Genomic DNA, 22,401 nt, shown 5'->3' with positions numbered 1-22,401 from the left:
GTCGTCGACGCGTCCACCCAGGTCGGCCACATCACGCCCGGCACGGCTCTACGATTTGGCCTGTGGACTTTCCGGAGCTGGCCGCCCGCACACGCCGGTTCAGCCACGGCGCGCCGCGTGCTGTCTCCGTGGCCGAGGACGGCTCCCGGGTGATCTTCCTGCGCTCCGCCGGCCCGGAGGATTCGGCGGACGCGCTCTGGCTGCTGGACGTGGCCACCGCCGAGGAACGGTTGGTCGCCGACCCGGCCACCCTGCTCAGCGACACCGGCGACGCCGCTGTGCTCTCCCCCGGCGAGCGTGCGCTGCGCGAGCGGCTGCGGCTCAGCGCCGCCGGCATCGGTTCGCACGCGCTGGACGCCGCCGGCCGGGTGGCGGTGTTCGCGCTGGCCGGCCGGCTGTTCCGGGCCGACCTGGTGCACGGCGACGTGGTGGAGGTGGCCGCCCACGGCCCGGTGCTGGACCCACGGCCGGACCCGACCGGGCAGCGGCTGGCGTACGTGACCGACGCCGCCGAGGGTGTCCGCCGGGGCGAGCTGCGGGTGATCGACCCCGACGGCACCGACACCCTCCTGGCGGGCGAGGACGCCGGGGTGAGCTGGGGCTTGGCCGAGCACATCGCGGCCGAGGAGTTCGGCCGGTTCCGGGGCTACTGGTGGGCGCCGGACGGCCGCTCGGTGCTCGCCGCGCGGGTCGACGAGACCCGGCTGCCCCGCTGGCACCTGCACGACCCGGCCGAGCCGGCGAGCCCGCCGACCGCCGTCGCGTACCCCCGCGCGGGCGGGCCGAACGCGGAGGTCAGCCTGCACCTGCTGGACCTGGACGACGGCTGGGTCGACGTGCACTGGGACCGGGAGACCTACCCGTACCTGACGGCCGTCAGCTGGACCGAGGGCAGCCCGCTGATCACCGTGCTGCGGCGCTCGCAGCAACACGGGCTGGTACTGGCCGTCGACCCACGGACCGGTGAGACGCAGGTGCACGCCGAGCTGGCCGACCCGCGCTGGGTCGAGCCGATCGCCGGCACACCGGCGCACCTGCCGGACGGCCGCGTGCTGGTCGGCGGCGAGCTGGCCCACGACGGGTACGACGCGCGGTGCCTGTTCGCCGATGGCACCCTGCTCACCCCGCCGTCGCTGTACGTGCGGCGGGTGGTGGGTCGGCTGCCGAACGGCAGCGGCCCGGCGGACCTGCTGGTCGAGGCGAGCGACGGCGAGCCGAGCGAGCGGCACCTGTTCCGGGTCCGGACCACCATCGGCGGCGGGGTGGACGCCCGCCGGCTCACCACCGACTCCGGCTGGCACACCGCCGCCGTGGGTGGGGACGTGCTGGCGGTCGGCCTCGCGTCGCTGGACCACGCCGGGGTGCGGTGGACGGTACGCCGCGGCGACCGGGAGGTGGCCGAGCTGCGCTCGCTGGCCGCCACCCCGCCGTATTCTCCGCTGCCGCTGCTGGAACGGGTGACCGACCGGCGGCTGCCGGCGGCGGTGCTCTACCCGGACAACCATGTGACGGGCCGGCGGCTGCCGGTGCTGCTGGACATCTACGGCGGCCCGGGGCACCAGGAGGTGGTGGCCGCCCGGGCGGCCTGGCTGGAGCGGCAGTGGTGGGCCGAAGCCGGGTTCGCGGTGGTCACCATCGACAACCGGGGTACGCCGGGAGTGGCCCCGTCGTTCGAGAAGGCGATCCACCGGCGGATGGCCGACGTGATCCTGACCGACCAGGTGGACGCGCTGACCGCACTCGCCGGCAAGCACCCCGACCTGGACCTGGGCCGGGTGGGGGTGCGTGGCTGGTCGTTCGGAGGGTGGCTGGCCGGGTTGGCGGTGCTGCGCCACCCGGAACTGTTCCGGTGCGGGATCGCGGGTGCCCCGGTGACCGACTGGACGCTGTACGACACCGCGTACACCGAGCGTTATCTCGGGCTGCCGGAGGACGGGATGGACGTCTACGCGCACCACTCGCTGGTGGAGATGGCGGCCGAGCCGGTCACCGGGCCGGACCAGGCCCGGCCGTTGCTGCTGGTGCACGGTCTGGCCGACGACAACGTGGTGGCCGCGCACACGCTGCGGCTCTCGGCGGCCCTGCTGGCCACTGGCCGTCCGCACGCCGTGCTGCCGTTGACCGGTGCCACCCACATGGCCGCGAACGGCACCGCCGAGCGCCTGCTTCCGCTGGAGCTCGACTTCCTCCGTACCCACCTGCTCTGACCCCGCGCAAAGGGCGGCCCCCGGTCGACGGCGTTGTCGACCGGGGGCCCGTCCTTGCGGTGTTACGGCTTGACGAAGGCGTTCACGAACGCCGGGTAGCCGAAGACGCTGGAGATGAAGACCCCACCCGCCTTGGACCCGTGCACGTTGTAGGCCACGTCGACGAAGAGCGGCACCACGGGGGCGTGCTCCTTCATGATCCGCTCGTCGAGCTTGCCCCACTCCGGACCCTGGTCGGCCGGGGGCAGTGCCAGGATGCGGTCCATCTCGGCGTTGATCGTCGGGTCGTTGAAGAACGCGCTGTTGCTGTTGCCCTCGGCCTTGATGGTGCGGCCGTCGTAGAGCACCGGCAGGATCGAGGCACCGCTCGGCCAGTCCGCCGCCCAGTTACCGATGTACAGGTCCCAGGGGTTGTCCTTCTTCTTGACCTCGTCGAGCTTGGCGTCGTCCGGGATGTTCCGCAGGGTGATCTTGAAGCCGGCCCGCTCCAGGTTGGCCTTGAGCTGGGCACCCTCCTGCTGCTCGGTCGTGTTGTCGGCGACACCGAGGACCAGCTCCGGCGTCTGGCCGCCGAGCAGCTCCTTGACCTTGTCGACGTTGCCGTTGGCACCCGCCGGGTACGCCTCGTACGCCTTGTAGCCGATGGTGGCCGGCGGCATCAGCGTGGTCAGCGGCGCGGCGACGGTCTGCCCGCCGAGCGCCTTGATCAGGCCCTCGCGGTCGATGGCGTAGTTGAGCGCCTGGCGGATCTTCAGGTCCTTGACGCGCTGGTTGTTGATGACCAACTGGTTGGCGCTCGGGGTCGGCGAGAGGATGCTGCGCGACTTCAGCGAGGCGTCCCCGGCCACCCTGGCGACCAGCGAGGCGGGCACGGCGTTGAAGGCGATCGCGCTCTGGTCGGCACCGTTGTCCGCGATCACCCGGTTGTTGGCGGCGTCCGCCGTCGCGCCGAAGCTCCACACGAACTGGTCCGGGTACTGGTGCCGGACCGGGTCGGTGTTCGGGTCCCAGTTGGGGTTGCGGTCCAGGGTGATCTGCACGCCGACCTGGTTCTTGGCGACCTTGTACGGGCCGGACGAGAACGGCTGCTTGTCCAGGTTGACGCCGGTGTCCTTGTCCGGCGGCAGCGGCGCCGTGGTCGGCAGCGAGACCGCGAACGGGAGGTCACAGCGGGGCTTGGCGAACTCGAAGCGCAGCGTCTTGGCGTCCGGCGTGGTCAGGCCCGGCGGCAGCGACGTCTTGTTCTTCTTGAAGTCCCACTTGGTGTCGAACTCCGGGCTGTCGGCCAGCCACTCCTGGATGTAGGTCGGGCCGCCGGAGAGGTCCGGGTCGAAGGAGCGGGCGATGCCGTACGCGATCTCCTTGGAGGTGATCGGGCGGCCGTCCTCGAACTTCACCCCGTCCTTGACCTTGAACTCCCAGACCTTGCAGTCCTTGTTGACGTTGGTGCCCGGCGTCTCGGCCAGGTCTCCGACGAGAACCAGGCCGCCCTTGCCGTCGTCCTTCCAGGTGGTCAGATAGCGAGCGAAGAGCGGGTTCGTCATCAGACCGGCGAACGAGTACGTCCGCTGCGGGTCCAGGTGGGAGATCGGCGTCTCCCGGATGATGGTGAAGGTGCCGCCCTTCGCGGCCCCGCTCACCTCGGCAGCCGGGCCCTGGGACTCCTTGGGGTCGGTCGCGATGACCCCGGTCTGCTGCCGCTCGGTGTCCACCGTGGTGCCCTCGCCCGTGTTCTCCGAGCACGCACCCAATGCCACAACCAGAGCGATTGCGCCGCCTGCGGCGGCCGCCACGCGTAGTCGCATGAAGTACCTCCTTCACCCATGTGCCGTGCGGTTCGCCGGGGCGAGAACCGCCGACGTCTCGAGGATCGTAAAGAAGAAAACCTACGGATTGTGTAACAGTTGTCGATAAATTTCGCCGCCAGCCGGGTGGTGGACACGCCGGCCGACCGCCCGGCTCAGCGCAGCCGGACCCGGGGGTCGATGGCCGCGTAGAGCAGGTCGACCAGCACATTCGCCAGCACCACGAAGACGGCCGCGATCAGCACGGTGGCCATGATCGTGGGTAGGTCACCGGAGCGCACCGCGTCCACCGCCGTGCGACCCAGACCCTGGATGCCGAAGGTCGTCTCAGTGATCACCGTGCCGCCGAGCGCACCGCCGACGTCCAGGCCCGCGATGGTCACCACCGGGGTGATCGCCGCGCGCAGCGCGTGCCGCCCGTACACCTTGGGTTTGGCCAGGCCCTTGGCCCGCGCGGTGCGGACGAAGTCCTCCGACAGGGTCTCCAGCATCTGCGCCCGCGACAGCCGGGCGTAGATGGCCGAGAAGAGGAAGGCCAACGCCACCCAGGCCAGCACCAGCCCACTGGCCCACTTCGCCGGATTGTCGAAGATGGAGGTGTAGCTCGGCACCGGCAGAAGCCGCAGGTTGTAGACGAACACCAGCAGCAGCACCGCGCCCACGAAGTAGAGCTGCAACGAGGCACCGGTCAGCGAGAAGCCGATGGCGGCCCGGTCCAGCCAGGTGCCCCGGCGCAGCGCGGAGACCATGCCCAGCCCGACCCCCAGCAGCAGCCAGAGAATGGCCGCCGGGATCACGATGCTCAGCGTCACCGGCAGCACCCGGGCGATGGTGTCCGAGACCGCCTCGTTGGTGACGTACGACCAGCCCAGGCAGGGCGCGTCACACCGGCCGCCCTGGGCGCTGCCCAGGTCCCGCCCCATGACGATGCCCTTCATGTAGCCGGCGTACTGGCTGATCAGCGGGTCGTTCAGGCCCAACTCGGTGCGCACCCGCTCCAACCGCTCCGGGTTGCAGTTCTTCGGGCACATGCCAGTGACCGGGTCACGCGGCAGGGCGAAGAACATCAGGAAGGTCAGCACGCTCACCGCGAACAGGGTCAGCGTGGCGGAGAAGAGCCGCTTGATCAGAAATCGCGCCATGGAAAACCCCTACCGGGACGACTTCGGGTCGAGCGCGTCACGCAACGCGTCGCCGAAGAGGTTGAAGGCGAACACCAGCGCGAAGATCATGATGCCCGGGAAGAACACGTACGCCGGGTCGGTCTGGAGGAAGTCCAGACTGCGATAGATCATCCGACCGAAGCTGGGAGTCTCGTCGCTGAGGCCGACGCCGATGAACGACAGCGCGGCCTCGCTGGTGATGAACTGCGGCACCGCCAGGGAGAACGAGACCAGGATCGGAGCCCAGATGTTCGGCAGCAACTGCCGGAAGAGCATGTGCCCCAGCCCCGCACCGCTGGCCTTGGCCGCCTCCACGAACTCCCGCTCGCGCAGCGCGATCACCTGCCCGCGCACCAGCCGGGCCGTGCTGGTCCAGCCGAACACGGCGAAGACGGCGATCAGCACGCCCACCCCGAAAGCCGACGACACCTGCCCGCGCTCGCCGTAGAAACGCAGCGTCAGGGTGGGGGTGAGCGCCAGCGCGATGATCAGGAACGGCATGGCCAGAGTCAGGTCGGTGATCCAGTTGATCACCGCGTCGAGCCAGCCACCGAGGTAACCGGCGAGAGCGCCGAGCACGACGCCGATCGTCGCGGTGATCAGGGCCGCGGCGAACGCGATGAAGAGCGAGGTCCGCAGCCCGTAGATCAGCCGGATGAAGATGTCCCGGCCCAGTCCCGGCTCCAGGCCGAACCAGTGCTCCCCGGTGACGCCGCCGGCGTAGCCCAACGGCATGCCGAAGCCGTCCAGCAGGTTCTGGAACTGCTCACGCGGGCCGATCCCGTAGACCATCTCGATCAGCGGGGCGGACAGTCCCAGCAGCATGAAGAAGACGAGCAGCACGCCACTGACCACGGCCGTCCGGTCGCGGCGCAGCCGCAGCCAGGCGAGCTGACCAGGTGAACGGCCGACGACGCCCTTCGCCGCGGGCTCGCCCCCGCCCGCGCTGGACTCGATCTCGGCCAGCGCCACACCCTCCACCGGAGACAGGCTCACGACGACACCTCCTCGACGACCGCGTCGGTCGACCCCGCGCTGGTGCTGGCTGCGTCCCCTTCGGGGCTCGTGCTGGCCGCTTCCCCTTCGGGGCTCGTGCTGGCCGCTTCCCCTTCGGGGCTCGTGCTGGCCGATTCCCCTTCGGGGAAGTGACACGCGGCGGCCTGGTGGCCGCCGTCGCGCGGGACCAGCGCCGGCTCCTCGGTCGCGCAGATGTCCTGCGCCTTCCAGCACCGGGTGCGGAACCGGCAGCCCGACGGCGGGTCGAGCGGGGTGGGCACGTCGCCGGTCAGCCGGATCCGGCCCGCCGGGCCGAGCCGGGTGACGTCCGGGATCGCCGAGAGCAACGCCTTGGTGTACGGGTGCTGCGGGCGCTCGTAGATGTCCGCCCGGTCACCGATCTCCACGATCCGGCCCAGGTACATCACCGCGACCCGCTGGCAGAAGTGCCGCACCACGGCCAAGTCGTGGGCGATGAACACGAACGCCAGACCGAGGTCCCGTTGCAGGTCCCGCAGCAGGTTGACCACCTGCGCCTGGATCGAGACGTCCAGCGCGGAGACCGGCTCGTCGGCGACGATCAGCTTGGGCCGCAGGGCCAGCGCGCGGGCGATGCCGATGCGCTGGCGCTGGCCACCGGAGAACTCGTGCGGGTACCGGTTGTAGTGCTCCGGGTTCAACCCGACTAGCTCCAGCAGCTCCTGCACGCGGGCCTTGATCCCGCCCGGCGGCTTGATGCCGTTGACCTGCAACGGCATCGCCACGATCCGGCCGACGGTGTGCCGGGGGTTCAGGGAGGCGTACGGGTCCTGGAAGATGATCTGGAGGTCCTGGCGCAGCGGGCGCAACTCCCGCCGGCCGGCGTGGGTGATGTCCCGCCCGGCGAACTCGATGGTGCCGGCGGTCGGCTCCAACAGCCGCACCAGCATCCGGCCGGTGGTGGTCTTGCCGCAGCCCGACTCCCCCACCAGGCCGAGTGTCTCGCCCGGTCGCACGTCGAAGTCCAGCCCGTCCACCGCCCGCACCAGGCCGGTGGAGCGCAGCCCCTGGCGTACCGGGAAGTGCTTGGTCAGGCCGCGGACCCGCAGCAACGGCTCGTCGGTCATCGGGCCACCCCCACGGATGCGATGTCCTCGGCGTAGCGCTCGGCGCGCTCCTCGGCGGTCAGGTGACAGGCGACCAGGTGGCCGTCCGCGCCCGCCGGACGCAGCTCGGGCACCTCGGTGCGGGACCGGTCGCCGTTGCGGTCCGCGTACCGGCAGCGCGGGTGGAAGGCGCAGCCGGGCGGCAGGTTGATCAGGCTGGGCGGATTGCCCCGGATCGGCAGCAGGTCCGCGTCCGCGTCGCCGTGCAGCGACGGCACGCTGGAGAGCAACCCCCAGGTGTACGGATGCTGCGGCGTGCGGAGCACCTGCTCGACGCTGCCCTGCTCGACGGCTCGCCCGCCGTACATCACCAGCACCTCGTCGGCGGCCTGACCGACCACGCCGAGGTCGTGGGTGATCAGGATGATGGCGGAGTGGTACTCGGCCTGGAGGTCGGCGAGCAGGTCCAGGATCTGCGCCTGCACGGTGACGTCCAGCGCGGTGGTCGGCTCGTCGGCGATCAGCAGGGCCGGATCGTTGACCAGCGACATGGCGATCATCGCCCGCTGGCGCATGCCGCCGGAGAACTCGTGCGGGTACTGGTCGAAGCGGCGCGAAGGCTGCGGGATACCCACCCGGTCCAGCATGTCCACCGCCCTCTGGCGGGCCTCCCGCCGGCGGGCCTTCGGGTGGTGCACCCGGTACGCCTCGGCGATCTGCCGGCCCACCGTGTAGTAGGGGTGCAGAGCCGAGAGTGGGTCCTGGAAGATCATTGCCATGTCGCGACCGCGCAGCCGGCGTATCTCCTCGTCGGGGAGGCCCACCACCTGCCGGCCGCCGACCGAGATCTCCCCGGTGATGGTGGTCCGCTTGGCGTCGTGCAGGCCGAGGATGGCCAGCGAGGTGACGCTCTTGCCGGAGCCGGACTCGCCCACGATGCCGAGGGTGCGGCCCCGCTCGACGGAGAACGACACGCCGTCGACCGCGCGGACCACGCCGTCCTCGGTGTCGAACCGGACTCGCAGGTCGGTCACCCGTAGGTAGGCGTCCGAGGTGCTGCGCTGCTCCGGCACGGTGGGATGGTCGTCCGGTTCCCCGGACGGCGCCGGATCCGAGCTGTCCACGGCTGCCTCCCTCAGTGACGAAGAGAACTTACAGGAAAGTCCCGAGGGTGAAAATAAGCTACAAAGTCGGCACCTGTCAGCGGGCCCGAGCGTAACGAGTCGGCATCGGCCTGAACACCCCTCACCTCGCCATCCATGGCCATTCATGCCCTGATCGCACGGCGGGTGCGACCACCTTGGCGGCAGCACCGGGAGGATTCCCGCCGGCATGAGGTGGAGTGAAGGCGGTCATCCGGCCGGAGGATCTGCTCGCCTGACGGGCGCCGGTCGGCTCGCTAGGGTCGGTCGCATGACCGAGTTCGACGCGGCCACCGCCGCCGTCCAGGCCGCCCTCGACGCGGGCGCCCGGTACGCCGACGCCCGCGTGATGCACCGTCGCTACGAGTCGATGACCGCGCGCAACGGCGACGTGGAGGAGTTGACCCAGGACGAGAGCATCGGGCTCGGCGTCCGGGCGCTGGTCGGTTCGAGTTGGGGCTTTCACGCCGTACCCGATCTCTCTGACGCCGCCGCCCGCGACGCCGGTCGGCGCGCGGCGCGGACCGCCATGGCGAGCGCGCGGGTGCCCGGCCCACCGGTCGACCTGGTGCCGATCGAGGCCGTCACCGCGAGCTGGGCCTCCGGCTGCCAGATCGACCCGCTCGGAGTTCCGCTGTCGGACAAGGGCGACCTGTTGGTCGGCGCGACCCGCACGATGGCCGAGCACGGCGCCGACCTGGCCGAGGGGCTGTACCAGATCTGGGACACCGCCAAGTGGTTCGTCTCCAGCGAGGGCCACCGGATCGACCAGCGGATCCGCGAGTGCGGCGGTGGCATCTCGGCCACGTCGATCGGTGACGGCGAGACCCAGCGCCGCTCCTGGCCCAGCTACCGGGGGCAGTACGGCACCACCGGCTGGGAGCTGGTCGAGTCGCTCGACCTGGCCGCGCACGCCGCGCAGATCGCCGAGGAGTCCCGGGCGCTGCTCACCGCACCGCCCTGCCCGGCCGGCGAGACGGATCTGATCCTCGGCGGCGAGCAGTTGGCCCTGCAGATCCACGAGTCGGTCGGGCACGCCATCGAGCTGGACCGGATCCTCGGCTGGGAGGCCGCGTTCGCCGGCACGTCCTGGCTGGACCTGGCCCAGCTCGGCTCGCTGCGCTACGGCTCCGAGCTGATGAACATCACCATCGACCCGACCATCCCGGGCGCGCTGGGCAGCTTCGGCTTCGACGACGAGGGCTCGCCCGCGGTCAAGCGGGACGCGGTCCGTGACGGGCGGTGGGTGGGTGTGCTCGCCGGCCGGGACTCGGCCGCCATGGCCAGCCTCGACTACGGCGGCAGCGTACGGGCCGACGGGTGGGCCCGGCTGCCGATGGTGCGGATGACCAACGTCGGCCTGGAACCCGGCCCGCACACCCTGGAGGAGATCATCGCGGCCACCGACGACGGGGTGCTGATGGACCTCAACCGTTCCTGGTCGATCGACGACAAGCGCCTCAACTTCCAGTTCGGCTGCGAGGTCGGCTGGGAGATCAAGAAGGGGCGGCGGGGGCGGATGCTGCGCAACCCCACCTACACCGGGATCGGCCCGCTCTTCTGGCGCTCGATGGACATGCTCTCCGGCGAGACGGTGCCCTGGGGGACGCCCAACTGCGGCAAGGGCCAGCCGGGCCAGACCGGGCACACCGGCCATCCGTCCGCGCCGGCCCGCTTCCGCAACGTCCGGGTGGGGGTCTCGGCGTGAGCGCGAGGAGTGAGCCGGGTTTGCGAGCCCCGCAGTCGCGAACGAAAGAGGTCTCGGCGTGAGCGCGAGTGGGTCGACCGAGGTGGAGCTGGCCGGGCAGGTCATCGAGCTGGTCCGGCGGCTTGGTGGCCCGGCCACGCAGGCCGAGGCGGTGGTGACCCGGGCCGACCTGGCGCTGACCCGGTTCGCCAACTCGGTCATCCACCAGAACGTCGCCGAGTCGACCGTCGGAGTCCGGCTGCGGCTGCACGTGGACGGGCGGACCGCCGCCGGCAGCGGCAGCGTGGTCACCGCCGACGGGCTGCGCGCGCTGGTCGAGCGCACCCTGGCCGCGGCGCGGCTCTGCCCGCCCGACCCGGGCTGGCCGGGGCTGGCCCCGCCCACGCCCGCGCCGGCCGCCCCACCCGTCGACGAGGCCACCGCGCACGCCGAGCCGGATCAGCGGGCCGATCTGGTCCGCGCGTTCGTGGCCGCCGCCGTTGGCCTCAGCACGGCCGGCTACTGCCGCACCGCGCACCGCTCGTCGGCGTTCGCCAACTCTGCCGGACACACCGCGCACGGCCGCTCGGTCGAGGCGGCGATGGACGGCATCGCCCGCCGCGACGGCGCGGACGGGGTGGCCCGGCGCTGCGCCGACCGGCTGTCCGACCTCGACGGCGCCGAGTTGGGCGCGCACGCCGCGGCGAAGGCGCAGGCGGCGGCCGACCCGATCGAGCTGCCCCCGGGGCGCTACGAGGTGGTGTTCGAGCCGGCCGCCGTGGCGGACCTGTTGCAGAACCTCTCCTGGTACGGCTTCAACGGCAAGCGGTACGCCGAGCGGCAGTCGTTCGCCGAGCCGGGGGCGGCCCAGTTCGACCCGACGGTGACCCTGGTGGACGATCCGCTGGGCGCGTCGGGGCTGCCGTTCGACGCCGAGGGCACCGGCCGGCGGGCGCTGACCCTGGTCGAGGCGGGCACGACCCGGGCGGTGGCGCACGATCGGCGGACCGCCGCCGACGCCGGCGCGGAGTCCACTGGGCACGCGGTCGCGGGTGGTGCCACCTGGGGCCCGATGGCCCGCAACCTGCGCCTGTCCGGGGCGGCGGCCGGGCCGGCCAGCGCGGTGGGCCGGAGCACCACCGGCACAACGGCCGGTGCCGTGGTCGACGCGGACACCGCCGCGCTGGTCGCCGGGGTACGCCGAGGGCTGCTGGTCACCGACCTCTGGTACACCCGGGTGCTCGACCCGAAGAGCCTGGTCGTCACCGGGCTGACCCGCAACGGCGTCTGGCTGGTCGAGGACGGCACGGTCGTGCGGGCGGTCCGCGACCTGCGGTTCACCGAGTCGTACCCACGGGCGCTCGGGCCGGGGGCGGTGCTCGGGCTGGGCGGCCGGCCGGTGCGCCAACCCGACCGGGTGGACGGTGCATGGTGGGCGGCGCCGCCGGTGCGGCTGGCGTCCTGGCACTTCACCGGGGGCGCCTCCGGGTGATCGGGCCCGGTGCCGGCAGTGAGGTTTCTAACAACGCGTCATCGATCAGCGTGACGGGGCTTTCCCGCAGGCCAGACACACGGGACACTCCCTTGCGCGGACGGCCCGCAAAGATCGGCGTAACGTGTGTCACTTAGCTGCGTCGGTCGATCCGGCGTGGTCGTTGGTGTGCGCATGACGTGGCAGCGGGTGCGGGTTCGCCGGTCCGCGTGCCGACCGGAGAAAGATCAGCCCGCCCGTACGGGCCCGTCGAGGAGACGACTCGAATGACTTCAACGGCAACGAGGCCGCGGGGAGCGCGGGCGCGCGCCGCCATCGCGGCGAAAACGTTGCGTACCGACCGCTGGTGGTTGGCCCCACTGATCACCGTGATCGGGCTCAGCGCCTGGGTCGCGTACGCGACGGTCCGGGTCTTCCAGCATGACAACTACTGGGTGGACGCGTACCACTACCTGACCCCGTTCTACTCCCCGTGCGTGACCGACCGGTGTGTCGAGGCAGCCTCGCACTTCGGCCGGTTCCTGCCCGGCTGGTGGGTCATCCCGGATGCCGCACTGACCCTGCCGTTCCTGCTGCTGTTCCGGCTCACCTGCTACTACTACCGCAAGGCGTACTACCGGTCGTTCTGGCTGTCCCCGCCGGCCTGCGCCGTGCCGGACGGTCACGCCTCGTACGGCGGTGAGACCCGCTTCCCGCTGCTCGGGCAGAACCTGCACCGCTACTTCTTCTACGCCGCCGCGATCATCTCGCTGATCAACACCTGGGACGCGATCCTCGCCTTCCACTCCCCCAAGGGCTTCGGCTTCGGGCTGGGCAACATCGTCCTGCTGGTCAACGTGGTGATGCTCTGGGCGTACACCATCTCCTGCCACTCCTGCCGGCACATCATCGGCGGCCGGCTCAAGCACTTCTCCAAGCACCCGGTGCGCTACAAGGCCTGGACCTTCGTCTCGGCGTTGAACGTCCGGCACATGCAGCTCGCCTGGATCACCCTCGGCACCCTGGCGCTGGCCGACTTCTACATCATGGCGCTCGCGGCCGAGTGGTTCTCCGACCTGCGGTTCATCAACTAAAGGGCCCCGACATGACCACTACCACGCGAATCGAACGACACCACTACGACGTCGTCGTGATCGGGGCCGGCGGCGCCGGCCTGCGGGCGGCGATCGAGGCCCGGCTCGCCGGCAAGAAGACCGCGATCATCTCCAAGTCGCTCTTCGGCAAGGCGCACACGGTGATGGCCGAGGGCGGCGCCGCCGCCGCGATGGGGAACGTGAACAGCCGGGACAACTGGCAGGTGCACTTCCGGGACACCATGCGCGGCGGGAAGTTCCTCAACAACTTCCGGATGGCCGAGCTGCACGCGAAGGAGTCGCCGCAGCGGATCTGGGAGCTGGAGACGTACGGCGCGCTCTTCGACCGCACCAAGGACGGCAAGATCTCCCAGCGCAACTTCGGCGGCCACGAGTATCCCCGGCTGGCGCACGTGGGCGACCGGACCGGCCTGGAGCTGATCCGCACCCTCCAGCAGAAGATCGTCTCGCTTCAGCAGGAGGACAAGCGCGAGTTCGGCTCGTACGACGCCCGGATCAAGGTGTTCTCCGAGACCACCATCACCGAGCTGCTGCTGGACGGCGACCGGGTTGCCGGCGCGTTCGGCTACTACCGGGAGTCCGGGGAGTTCATCCTCTTCGAGGCGCCGGCCGTGGTGCTGGCCACCGGCGGCGTCGGGCGGTCCTACAAGGTCACCTCGAACTCCTGGGAGTACACCGGGGACGGTCACGCGCTGGCGCTGCGCGCCGGGGCGACTCTGATCAACATGGAGTTCCTCCAGTTCCACCCGACCGGCATGGTCTGGCCGCCCTCGGTGAAGGGCATCCTGGTCACCGAATCGGTACGCGGCGACGGCGGCGTGCTGAAGAACTCCGACGGCAAGCGGTTCATGTTCGACTACGTCCCCGACGTCTTCCGCAAGCAGTACGCGGAGACCGAGGAGGAGGCGGACCGCTGGTACACCGACCCGGACAACAACCGCCGCCCGCCGGAGCTGCTGCCCCGCGACGAGGTGGCCCGCGCGATCAACAGCGAGGTCAAGGCCGGCCGGGGATCCCCCGCCGGCGGCGTCTTCCTGGACATCGCCAGCCGGCGCTCGGCCGACGAGATCCGCCGGCGGCTGCCGTCGATGTACCACCAGTTCAAAGAGCTGGCCGACGTCGACATCACGGCCGAGCCGATGGAGGTCGGACCGACCTGTCACTACGTGATGGGCGGCGTCGAGGTGGACCCGGACTCCGGTGCCGCCTTCGGCCACGTGCGCGGGCTGTTCGCCGCCGGTGAGGTCTCCGGCGGCATGCACGGCTCCAACCGGCTGGGCGGCAACTCCCTGTCCGACCTGCTGGTCTTCGGCAAGCGGGCGGGCGGGCACGCGGCCAGCTACGCCGACGGGCTGGCCGCCCGGCCGAAGGTGGCCGTGGACGCGGTCGAGGCTGCGGTGGAGACCGCGTTGGCGCCGCTGCAGCGCGACACCGGCGAGAGCCCGTACACCCTGCAGCAGGACCTGCAGGCGGTCATGGGCGATCTGGTCGGCATCATCCGCAGAGAGGGCGAGCTGGCCGACGCGCTGGGCAGGCTGGCCGAGCTGCGGGAGCGGGTCGCCAAGGTGAGCGCGGCCGGCGGCCGGCGCTACAACCCGGGCTGGCACCTGGCACTGGACCTGCGCAACATGCTGGTGGTCTCGGAGTGCACCGCGAAGGCGGCGCTGGAGCGGCAGGAGTCGCGCGGCGGGCACACCCGGGAGGACTACCCGGCGATGGAGCCGAAGTGGCGGCAGGTGAACCTGGTCTGCGCGCTGGACGGCGACGCCGTGCGGCTGAGCCGTAAGCCGCTGCCGAAGATGCGGCCGGAGCTGATCGGCCTCTTCGACCGGGCGGAGCTGGCCAAGTACCTCACCGACGAGGAGCTCGCCGACTTCGACGCCCTCGTCGTCGACGCTGGAGAGGCGGACAACCGATGAGCGCGAAGCGTCAGTTCCGGATCTGGCGGGGCGACGAGACCGGCGGGGACCTGCAGGACTACATGGTCGAGGTGAACGAGGGCGAGGTGGTCCTCGACGTCATCCACCGGTTGCAGGCCACCGACGCGCCCGACCTGGCCTGCCGGTGGAACTGCAAGGCCGGCAAGTGTGGCTCCTGTTCCATGGAGATCAACGGCAAGCCGCGGCTGGGCTGCATGACCCGGATGTCGACCTTCGGTGACGAGGAGACCGTCACGGTCACCCCGCTGCGCACCTTCCCGGTGATCCGGGACCTGGTCACCGACGTCTCGTTCAACTACGAGAAGGCCCGGGAGACGCCCGCGTTCGCCCCTCCGGCGGACGTCGCCCCCGGCGACTACCGGATGCAGCAGGTCGACGTCGAGCGCTCGCAGGAGTTCCGCAAGTGCATCGAGTGCTTCCTGTGCCAGACCGTCTGCCACGTGATCCGCGACCACGACGAGAACAAGCAGGCGTTCTCCGGGCCGCGGTACTTCATCAGGGCGGCCGAGCTGGACATGCACCCGCTGGACGCCCGGACCGACCGCAAGGAGTACGCACAGGCCGAACAGGGCCTCGGCTTCTGCAACATCACCAAGTGCTGCACCGAGGTCTGCCCCGAGCACATCAAGATCACTGACAACGGGATCATCCCCATGAAGGAGCGGGTCGTAGACCGCAGGTACGATCCCCTTGTGTGGCTTGGTAGCAAGATCTTCCGTCGGGGCGAGACGCCCCAGACCAGCGTGACCACCGCCCGTCAGGGCTCGGCGACGTCGCCGGGCGCGGCCGGGGGCGGGGTGCACTCGCACGCGGGCCGTTCGCACGACCCGCAGGCCGAGGCGCAGGCGCAGAGCGGCGTCAACTGGCAACGGGAGGTGCCCCACCCGACCGCGCCAGCGGTCGACGACCGGGGCAAGCTGCCGCTGACCGAGCTCACCTTCGACCGGGCCGCCGCGCCGTCGCCGTTCGGCGACGACGTGACCTTCCCGCTGCCTCCGGAGCACCTCAACTTCGCCCACCCGGAGCAGGACAAGCACTGAGCACGACCACCAGGACGGGGGCCCACCGGCACTGCCGGGGGCCCCGTCCCCATTTCCGGCGTTGATCATGACGTTGGCGGACGTGCCTGGCTCGACGAGCCCGCCAGCCCGATCAGCGCTTCGGTGGTCTGCCCTCGGCGAGGACGGGACGCAGCGCGGCAACGATGGGGGCATCGGCCGGGAGCCAGGTGACCGAGTCCAGCTCGGCGGCGGAGAGCCAGCGCATGGCCGAGTGCTCCAGCGCCTGCGGCTCGTCGCCGTCCAGCAGGCGGGCGGCGTACACCTTGAGCACCGAGCGGCCGTGGGCCATCCGCACGTCGCGGCCGACCCGGTCGCCGATCTCCACGCGTACGGCCAACTCCTCGGAACACTCCCGGATCAGCGCATCGATCTCGGCCTCCCCCGGCTCGACCTTCCCGCCGGGGAACTCCCACATCCCCGCCACCTCAGGCGGGGCGGAACGCGCACAGGCGAGCACCCGCCCGTCTCGGATGATCGCCGCACCCACGATCACCTTCAGGTCCCGTCGTTCGGCCTGCCCGCCACCATTAGCCCGTTCGGTCCGCACGGGCGTCCAGGGTGCCAGATCAATCGGCGGTTTGGGTACCGTAACCGGCCGCTAGGTCAATAGAACCCGGAAGTGTGGGCGTGGACACCCCTTCCGTGCGACGACAGACTAGAGGGCACCGACAAGACACGGGATGGCGACGATTTGGCCACAAGCCGGCAACGGCGCTTGGGGGGTGCGGTTATGCGCGTGCTGTTCAACAGCCGGGCCAAGCACGATTACCTTTCCGACGCGTTGACCTTGCTATCTGGTTGGACGCGGGAAGGCGAGCAGATCCGGCGGACTCTCGTGATCGACGATACCCAACACGCGGCGCTGACCGAACGGGTGAAGGTCGTCGCCGACGCGCTGCACCTGCGCCCCGAGATCAGCCGCCACGCTGACAGTACCCAGATCCGGGTCGGGCATGGCAACGGGGAGCCGCTGACCGAGGGCGAGGTCCTGCTGGCCGCCCGGATCGAGGACGTCTACCGGACGGTCACCGAGTCCTGAGGTCCCGCTACATCGGTGGGTACCAGCGCAGCTCCACCGAGTTGCCGTCCGGGTCCCGCACGTAGATCGAGGTCGCCGTCCCGCGGGCGCCGAACCGGCTGACCGGGCCGGTCAACACCGTGAAGGTGCCCGACTCGATCACCTGCGCCCAGTCCAGCGGTGTCACCACCAGGCAGAAGTGGTCGACATTCGTGCCCTTCCGGTCGCCGTGGACGAGGTCGATGATGCTTTCCGGGCTGATCCGCACCGACGGGAACGGCACGGCACCGACTCGCCACTCGTCGACCCGTACCGGCTCCAGCCCGAGCCGGCCGCAGTAGAAGTCCAGGGCCCGCTCCACATCGGCGACGGTCAGCACCAGATGGTCGAAACCGGTCACGCGTACCGTGCTCACGCCTCCTCCAGCGCGGCCGCCGCGCGGAGCCAGTCGGTGAACAGCGCCGGGTCGATGTCGGCGACGCCACGCAGCTTCACCGCCGCCATCACCCGCGCGCCGGGCACCAGTCGCCCGGACGGGTCGGTGATCTCCTGCCCCCGCCACAGCCCGAAGGTGACGTCCGACCGGTACGCCTTGAGCAGGCAGACCGGGCGCAGGCCCGGCCGGTCGCCCAGGCTCCAGACCGGGTGACCGTGCCACATCGCGCCGGTCGCCCCGGGCAGAGCGGCGGCGATGACGGGCGTCAGCTTCTCCCCGATCTCGCGCAGCGGCCCGGGCAGGCCGGCCAGGTAGTCGTTGATGCTCATCGCGAAGCCCTTCGGTCGAGTGGTTTCCTTGCCGCGTTCACGATCCGCTGACGGGCGCCGCCGACCAAGAGCCGTTGCCGCTACGATCGTTGCGCACAGGTCAACGGTGGGAGCGGCGTGCTGGAGCGGTACGAGGTCGAGACGTTCCTGACCCTCGCCGACGAGCTGCACTTCGGCCGGACGGCCGAGCGGCTGCGGGTCAGCACCGGCCGGGTCAGCCATGTGGTCAAGAAGCTGGAACGCCGGATCGGGGCGCCGCTGTTCGCCCGGACCAGTCGGGTCGTCCAGCTCACCCCGATCGGGCGGCAGCTCGCCGACGAGCTGGCCCCGCTGGTGGCCGGGATGGACGAGGCGGTCCGTCGCGCGGTCGACGCCGGGCGGGGCGTCACCGGGACACTGCGGGTGGCGTTCCTGGGCGAGTGGACCGCGCCGGTGCTGCTCCGGGCGGTTGCCCTGTTCACCGAGCGACACCCCGACTGCCGGGTTGAGGTGCACGAGGCGCAGCTGGCCACCACCCGCTCCGGCCTGCTCGACGGCTCCACCGACGTGCTGATCGCCTCGTACCCCTTCGACGGGATGGCCAACGGCCCGGCGCTGCTCTCCGAGGACCGGGTGCTGGCGGTGGCCGCGGGCCACCCGCTCACCCGGGAGCGGTCCGTGTCGCTGGAGGTGCTCGCCGACCATCCGGTGGTGCAGTACCCGACGGTGACCTCGACGGAGTTCAAGCGGGACCGGACCCCGGAGCGCACCCCGTCCGGCCGGCCGGTGCCGAAGGGCCCCACCGGGAACACGTTCTCCGAGATGCTGTCCCTGGTGGCGCTGGGCCGTGGCGTGCTGCCGGTGGGCGAGCACACCCGGCGCTACTACCCGCGCCCCGACGTGGCGTACGTGCCGATCCACGACGCGCCGCCGATCGAGCGGGGGCCGATCTGGCTGGCCAGCAACAGCACCGCCCGGGTGCTGGAGTTCGTCCGCGCCGCGACCGAGGCGAACCCCCGGTGAGGCACGGCGAGTTCCGCCACCGCCGGCTGGTCCAGGTCTACGACGCCGAATGCCCGTGGGGGCCGGACGACGACTTCTTCCGGGCGGTGGTCGACGAGACCCCGGGCGCCCGGGTCCTCGACCTGGGCTGCGGCACCGGCCGGCTGACCGTCGCCCTCGCCGCCGGTGGCCACACCGTCACCGGCGTCGACCCCGCCGGCGCGTCCCTGGCCGCCGCCCGCGCCAAGCCGGGCGGCGAGCGGGTGACCTGGATCGAGGGCACCTCGGCGCTGCTGCCGGACCAGGCGTTCGAGGTGGCGGTGCTGACCAGCCACGTGGCGCAGTTCTTCGTCGACGACGCGGAGTGGGCACGTACCCTCGCCGACCTGCGACGGGCGCTGGTGCCCGGCGGCCGGCTGGTCTTCGACGCCCGGGACCCGGCGGACCGCCGCTGGGAGCGGTGGAACCCGGTGGACTCGCAGCGGCGGATCACGCTGCCGGACGGCGGCGAGGTCCGCGCCTGGACCGAGGTCACCGGGGTACGCGACGGCGCGGTCAGCTTTACCCACCACTACCACTTCGCGGACGACGAGGAGCTGCTCAGCTCGGCGACGCTGCGCTTCCGCACCGAGGCGCAGCTACGCGACTCCCTGGGCGCGGCCGGTTTCACCGTGGATCGCATCCACGGCGGCTGGCACCGCGAGCCGGTCGGCCAGGGCGACGGCGAGTTCCTGGTCATCGCCCAGGCCAGCCGGCTGGCACCGGTTGCCTAGCCTGGTTCACATGGCGAACATCGCGTACGACCGCAAGGAGCAGGTCCAGCAGATCGAGAGTGGACTCCTCGACGGTGAGCAGATCATTGCCGTCTACGACGCTGTCGGCACCGGCACCGGGTTCATCGGGCTGACCGATCGGCGCGTGATCATCCAGGACCGTTCCTTCGTCGGGAAGCGGCATGCGATCACCAGCATTCCGTACTCGAAGATCACCAGCGTGAGCGTGGTCAGCAACAAGTCCTGGGGCGGCACGTTCTTCTCCACCGGGGCGATCGCCATCCACGTCGGTACGCACACGTACGAGGTGGAGTTCCGTGGCGCGCAGAAGAGCCACCACGTGCACAACGTGATCCTGCACCACATCTCCTGACCCGGTCCGGCATGCTGCGGGCCCGGCCGAGGTAAATGCCTTGCCGGGCCCCGGCGACCTCTGGTGTCCTCAGCCGACAGCCGCGCGAAAGGAGCAGCCGCCATGCCCCACTCAACGGAGTCCCCCCGACCGAACGTCATCCGACCTGAGGAATCGAGACTTCGTGAGCAGACCTGCTTCCCTGGCCACGGCGCGGCTGCGGGCCACTGACACCAACCCCGGAGGCCGCTGATGTCGGTCTTCGACGATCCCGGCCTCTTCGGCCGACTGTGGGCCGCCGGCTACGACGACGGACCCAACCCCGACCCGACGTCGGCCGTCGACTTCCTGGCCGACCTGGCCGACGACGGGCCGGTTCTCGAACTGGCGATCGGCACCGGCCGGATCGCCCTGCCGCTGGCCGAGCGCGGCCTCACCATGCACGGCGTCGAGGCGTCCGAGGAGATGCTGGCGAAACTGCGGGCCAAGCCCGGCGGCGAGCACATCCCGGTGGTGGTCGGCGACATGGCGGACGTGGGCGTACCGGGCCCGTTCCGCCTGGCGTACCTGGTCTACAACACGCTGTTCAACCTGGTCGACGCCGAGCGGCAGGCGGACTGCTTCCGCAACGTCGCCCGGGTGCTGTCGCCCGGCGGTGCGTTCGTCGTCGAGGCGTTCGTGCCCGACCCTCGCAGCTTCGACTCCGACGAGCAGTTGCAGGTCCGCGCCGTGACCGAGGACTCCGCGACGATCCGGCTGCACCGGTACGACCGACCGGCGCAGCGCTTCATCCGGCAGACCATCACGTTCGACGGCGACGGTGTGCACCTGAAGCCCTTCGCCATGCGGTACGCCTGGCCGCACCAGATCGACGCGATGGCGCAGCAGGCCGGGCTCCGGCTCACCGAGCGGTACGCCGACTGGCACCGGCGACCGTTCGACGCTGACAGCACGGCCCACATCTCCGTCTACCGCGCGGAGTAGCTGCGGTTGGTCGACTCCGGTTCCGGGTCCACACGGAACCGGAGTCGACCTCCGTCCGGGGGAACTGACGTGGGCTTCCGCCCATAGCTGATTCTGCTGGTAGCGACCTTTGTTGATCCGTAGGGTCCGCGCCGGGTCAGCTGGCAGCATGCCATCGGACACCGCCCGTTTCCCGCGCTCCTCGCCCTACTGGCCAGTGGTCAGTCACCCACTGCTCCGGCGGGTCCTGCCCGGGCTGGCGGTGTCCGCCCTGGGCGACGGCATGGCGGTGGTCGCCGTGACCTGGCTCGCCATCCAGCTCGCACCGCAGGACCAGCGCGGCACGTGGATCGCCATCGCGGTGGCGGCGTACGCCCTGCCCAGCGCGGCCGGGACGGTCATCTTCGGTCGGCTGTTGCGCGGGCGTAGCGGCGCACAGCTCGCCGGCTGGGACGCGATCCTGCGGGCCACGGCACTCGCGGCGATCCCCCTCGCCTACCTCTCCGGCGTGCTCACCATCGGGCTGTACGTGGTCCTGCTGGCCGCGTCGGCGTTGCTGCACTCGTGGGGTTCCGCCGGGCGCTTCACCCTGATCGCCGAACTCCTGCCGCAGCGACACCATTTGCCGGCCAACGCGGTGCTCACCACCATCTCCGGGTTCGCCACCATCGTCGGCCCACCACTGGCGGGCATCCTGATCGGCTGGGCCGGCGCGGTCTGGGTCATCGCCATCGACGCCGCCACCTTCGCCGTCCTGGCCCTCACGTACCGCCTCGCCCTTCCCGCCGCCGACAGCGCCCACCGATACGAGCGCGGCGCCTCACGGACCGCGGGCTTCGCCGTCATCCGTCACAACCCCGCCCTGCTCGGCCTTCTGGTCCTGAGCTTCGGGTTCTTCTTCCTCTTCGGACCGGTGTACGTGGCCATGCCGATCCACGTCACCGATGACCTGCACGCCTCCGCGACGCTGCTCGGCATCTACTACACCGCGTTCGGCATCGGCGGCCTCGTCGGCGGTGTGGTCGCCGGCCATCTGCGCGGCTGGCCCTTGCGGACCACCACCATCGGCATCGTCGTCGGGTTCGGCGTCGCCATGCTGCCCCTCGGCCTGGGCGCACCCGTGGGTCTGTCGCTGCCCGCCTTCGCCCTGGCGGGCCTGATCTGGGCGCCGTACATGTCCATGTCGATGGCGCTGTTCCAGCGCAGCACGTCCACCGCACAACTACCGGCGGTGCTGGCGGCGAACGGCGCCGTCCTCGTGCTGGCGGTGCCACTGGGCACCATGCTCGGCGGCCCGCTGGTGGGCGCCATCGGCGCCCGTCCGACGCTGCTGCTCTGCGCCACGGCGATCGTGGCTCTCGGCCTGATCGCCGGGGGGTTCGCGATCTCGCGACGGACCGCGCGATCCCCCGGCGATTCAGCCGTCACCGAGATCAGTGCCAGTCGCTGATCCTGACGTCGTCCGGCGCCGGCCTGCCGCGCCCTGTCTCCACCAGTTCCTTGAGACTCATCAGGAACGTCGCCCACTTGGTGCTGCAGTGGTGCATGAACTCGACCGGCTCGCGCCAGCCCTCGTGCGTGAACTGGACGATCGTGTACTCGCCGCGCTGGTCGAGACGCCAGCTGACCTCGGTGCCGATCCATTCCTCGGGACCGTCGACGACTCGCCACCGCACCCGGCCGGTGGGGTCCAACTCAAGGACCTCCATATCGAACCCACCGGCGTCGCCGAACCGGAAGGCCAACTGCCCGCCGACCTCGCTCTTGCCCACCGTGTCGGTCGTCCACCAGCCGGCGAGGCCCTCTGGAGTTGCCACCGCTCGGTAGACGTCGTCGAGCGGAGCCACGACGCCGACCCGGTGCAGGATGTCGACCAT

At 71.0% G+C, this 22,401-nt stretch carries 21 protein-coding genes; 12 read left to right on the top strand and 9 right to left on the bottom strand.

Translation table 11 applies throughout. The features are described 5' to 3' along the window. Window positions 1-62 precede the first annotated feature (62 nt). Entirely contained in the window at window positions 63-2,207 is a 2,145-nt protein-coding gene (locus OG990_RS34220) for a prolyl oligopeptidase family serine peptidase (protein WP_406078351.1), read from the top strand. Window positions 2,208-2,269: 62 nt separating this feature from the next. On the opposite strand, the gene OG990_RS34215 is transcribed toward OG990_RS34220, so the two are convergent. The 5 genes from OG990_RS34215 to OG990_RS34195 form a co-directional block, all read right to left on the bottom strand. Then, window positions 2,270-4,012 carry an ABC transporter substrate-binding protein gene (locus OG990_RS34215; RefSeq protein ID WP_328420156.1) on the bottom strand — a complete coding sequence of 581 codons (1,743 nt, stop codon included), beginning with the start codon at window positions 4,010-4,012 and terminating at the stop codon, window positions 2,270-2,272. 155 nt (window positions 4,013-4,167) lie between these two features. Next, window positions 4,168-5,154 carry an ABC transporter permease gene (locus OG990_RS34210; protein WP_328420158.1) on the bottom strand — a complete coding sequence of 329 codons (987 nt, stop codon included), beginning with the start codon at window positions 5,152-5,154 and terminating at the stop codon, window positions 4,168-4,170. A gap of 9 nt (window positions 5,155-5,163) precedes the next feature. After that, the gene (locus tag OG990_RS34205) at window positions 5,164-6,171 is read right to left on the bottom strand and encodes an ABC transporter permease (RefSeq protein WP_386987480.1); all 1,008 of its coding nucleotides are present in this window, start codon (window positions 6,169-6,171) and stop codon (window positions 5,164-5,166) included. Continuing rightward, window positions 6,168-7,277, bottom strand: coding sequence for an ABC transporter ATP-binding protein (locus OG990_RS34200; RefSeq protein ID WP_406078350.1), 1,110 nt, complete (start codon window positions 7,275-7,277; stop codon window positions 6,168-6,170). The genes OG990_RS34205 and OG990_RS34200 overlap by 4 nt, the downstream gene beginning before the upstream one ends. Next, complete coding sequence (locus tag OG990_RS34195; protein WP_406081967.1) at window positions 7,274-8,329, bottom strand: ABC transporter ATP-binding protein; 1,056 nt, start codon at window positions 8,327-8,329, stop codon at window positions 7,274-7,276. Before OG990_RS34195 ends, OG990_RS34200 begins: the two co-directional genes overlap by 4 nt. Window positions 8,330-8,669: 340 nt before the next feature. Between OG990_RS34195 and OG990_RS34190 the strand changes: the two genes are divergently transcribed. From OG990_RS34190 to OG990_RS34170, 5 genes are all read left to right on the top strand, one after another. Next, window positions 8,670-10,106 (top strand): TldD/PmbA family protein, encoded by a 1,437-nt coding sequence (locus OG990_RS34190; protein ID WP_406078349.1) that lies wholly within the window; start codon window positions 8,670-8,672, stop codon window positions 10,104-10,106. Between the two features lie 58 nt (window positions 10,107-10,164). Then, window positions 10,165-11,577, top strand: coding sequence for a TldD/PmbA family protein (locus OG990_RS34185; RefSeq protein WP_406078348.1), 1,413 nt, complete (start codon window positions 10,165-10,167; stop codon window positions 11,575-11,577). Between the two features lie 266 nt (window positions 11,578-11,843). Then, entirely contained in the window at window positions 11,844-12,650 is an 807-nt protein-coding gene (locus OG990_RS34180; RefSeq protein ID WP_406078347.1) for a hypothetical protein, read from the top strand. Between the two features lie 11 nt (window positions 12,651-12,661). Beyond that, on the top strand, window positions 12,662-14,590 hold the full coding sequence (locus OG990_RS34175) for a fumarate reductase/succinate dehydrogenase flavoprotein subunit (RefSeq protein WP_406078346.1): 1,929 nt from the start codon (window positions 12,662-12,664) through the stop codon (window positions 14,588-14,590). Continuing rightward, window positions 14,587-15,651: a succinate dehydrogenase/fumarate reductase iron-sulfur subunit gene (locus OG990_RS34170; RefSeq protein ID WP_328420171.1), complete on the top strand. Its 1,065-nt coding sequence runs from the start codon at window positions 14,587-14,589 to the stop codon at window positions 15,649-15,651. The genes OG990_RS34175 and OG990_RS34170 overlap by 4 nt, the downstream gene beginning before the upstream one ends. 112 nt (window positions 15,652-15,763) lie before the next feature. Here the strand turns inward: OG990_RS34170 and OG990_RS34165 are convergent, their stop codons facing one another. Continuing rightward, entirely contained in the window at window positions 15,764-16,219 is a 456-nt protein-coding gene (locus OG990_RS34165) for a (deoxy)nucleoside triphosphate pyrophosphohydrolase (protein ID WP_328420173.1), read from the bottom strand. A gap of 183 nt (window positions 16,220-16,402) precedes the next feature. On the opposite strand from OG990_RS34165, the gene OG990_RS34160 reads away from it, so the two are divergent. Next, window positions 16,403-16,711, top strand: coding sequence for a 4a-hydroxytetrahydrobiopterin dehydratase (locus OG990_RS34160; protein ID WP_328420175.1), 309 nt, complete (start codon window positions 16,403-16,405; stop codon window positions 16,709-16,711). A 7-nt stretch (window positions 16,712-16,718) separates the two neighbouring features. Here OG990_RS34160 and OG990_RS34155 read toward each other — a convergent pair whose 3' ends face one another. Together OG990_RS34155 and OG990_RS34150 are read right to left on the bottom strand one after the other, a co-directional pair. Next, entirely contained in the window at window positions 16,719-17,105 is a 387-nt protein-coding gene (locus OG990_RS34155) for a VOC family protein (RefSeq protein ID WP_406078345.1), read from the bottom strand. Further along, window positions 17,102-17,455, bottom strand: a complete 354-nt coding sequence (locus OG990_RS34150; RefSeq protein ID WP_406078344.1) for a DUF1801 domain-containing protein — start codon at window positions 17,453-17,455, stop codon at window positions 17,102-17,104. The genes OG990_RS34155 and OG990_RS34150 overlap by 4 nt, the downstream gene beginning before the upstream one ends. Window positions 17,456-17,572: 117 nt before the next feature. On the opposite strand from OG990_RS34150, the gene OG990_RS34145 reads away from it, so the two are divergent. The 5 genes from OG990_RS34145 to OG990_RS34125 all read left to right on the top strand — a co-directional run bounded on the left by OG990_RS34145 (window position 17,573) and on the right by OG990_RS34125 (window position 21,974). Continuing rightward, window positions 17,573-18,457, top strand: a complete 885-nt coding sequence (locus tag OG990_RS34145) for a LysR family transcriptional regulator (protein ID WP_406078343.1) — start codon at window positions 17,573-17,575, stop codon at window positions 18,455-18,457. Continuing rightward, window positions 18,454-19,209, top strand: coding sequence for a class I SAM-dependent methyltransferase (locus OG990_RS34140; protein WP_406078342.1), 756 nt, complete (start codon window positions 18,454-18,456; stop codon window positions 19,207-19,209). Before OG990_RS34145 ends, OG990_RS34140 begins: the two co-directional genes overlap by 4 nt. Before the next feature lie 10 nt (window positions 19,210-19,219). After that, complete coding sequence (locus OG990_RS34135; protein WP_007464929.1) at window positions 19,220-19,582, top strand: PH domain-containing protein; 363 nt, start codon at window positions 19,220-19,222, stop codon at window positions 19,580-19,582. A gap of 231 nt (window positions 19,583-19,813) precedes the next feature. Beyond that, window positions 19,814-20,545 (top strand): class I SAM-dependent methyltransferase, encoded by a 732-nt coding sequence (locus OG990_RS34130; RefSeq protein WP_406078341.1) that lies wholly within the window; start codon window positions 19,814-19,816, stop codon window positions 20,543-20,545. A gap of 148 nt (window positions 20,546-20,693) precedes the next feature. Then, window positions 20,694-21,974 carry an MFS transporter gene (locus OG990_RS34125; RefSeq protein WP_406078340.1) on the top strand — a complete coding sequence of 427 codons (1,281 nt, stop codon included), beginning with the start codon at window positions 20,694-20,696 and terminating at the stop codon, window positions 21,972-21,974. Here OG990_RS34125 and OG990_RS34120 read toward each other — a convergent pair. Continuing rightward, window positions 21,958-22,401, bottom strand: a complete 444-nt coding sequence (locus OG990_RS34120) for an SRPBCC domain-containing protein (protein ID WP_328420189.1) — start codon at window positions 22,399-22,401, stop codon at window positions 21,958-21,960. The two genes, OG990_RS34125 and OG990_RS34120, sit on opposite strands and share 17 nt — an antisense overlap.

Source organism: Micromonospora sp. NBC_00858 (assembly GCF_045207365.1).
GTDB lineage: Bacteria > Actinomycetota > Actinomycetes > Mycobacteriales > Micromonosporaceae > Micromonospora.
Note: the sequence above shows the minus strand (reverse complement) of the source record. Positions and strands in the feature narration are given on the sequence as shown.

Coding starts and splice junctions, on each gene's coding strand:
- OG990_RS34130 (WP_406078341.1), top strand. CDS start 19,814: ATGTCGGTCTTCGACGATCCCGGCCTCTTCGGCCGACTGTGGGCCGCC.
- OG990_RS34210 (WP_328420158.1), bottom strand. CDS start 5,154: ATGGCGCGATTTCTGATCAAGCGGCTCTTCTCCGCCACGCTGACCCTG.
- OG990_RS34175 (WP_406078346.1), top strand. CDS start 12,662: ATGACCACTACCACGCGAATCGAACGACACCACTACGACGTCGTCGTG.
- OG990_RS34125 (WP_406078340.1), top strand. CDS start 20,694: ATGCCATCGGACACCGCCCGTTTCCCGCGCTCCTCGCCCTACTGGCCA.
- OG990_RS34120 (WP_328420189.1), bottom strand. CDS start 22,401: ATGGTCGACATCCTGCACCGGGTCGGCGTCGTGGCTCCGCTCGACGAC.
- OG990_RS34135 (WP_007464929.1), top strand. CDS start 19,220: ATGGCGAACATCGCGTACGACCGCAAGGAGCAGGTCCAGCAGATCGAG.
- OG990_RS34160 (WP_328420175.1), top strand. CDS start 16,403: ATGCGCGTGCTGTTCAACAGCCGGGCCAAGCACGATTACCTTTCCGAC.
- OG990_RS34200 (WP_406078350.1), bottom strand. CDS start 7,277: ATGACCGACGAGCCGTTGCTGCGGGTCCGCGGCCTGACCAAGCACTTC.
- OG990_RS34180 (WP_406078347.1), top strand. CDS start 11,844: ATGACTTCAACGGCAACGAGGCCGCGGGGAGCGCGGGCGCGCGCCGCC.
- OG990_RS34150 (WP_406078344.1), bottom strand. CDS start 17,455: ATGAGCATCAACGACTACCTGGCCGGCCTGCCCGGGCCGCTGCGCGAG.
- OG990_RS34170 (WP_328420171.1), top strand. CDS start 14,587: ATGAGCGCGAAGCGTCAGTTCCGGATCTGGCGGGGCGACGAGACCGGC.
- OG990_RS34215 (WP_328420156.1), bottom strand. CDS start 4,012: ATGCGACTACGCGTGGCGGCCGCCGCAGGCGGCGCAATCGCTCTGGTT.
- OG990_RS34190 (WP_406078349.1), top strand. CDS start 8,670: ATGACCGAGTTCGACGCGGCCACCGCCGCCGTCCAGGCCGCCCTCGAC.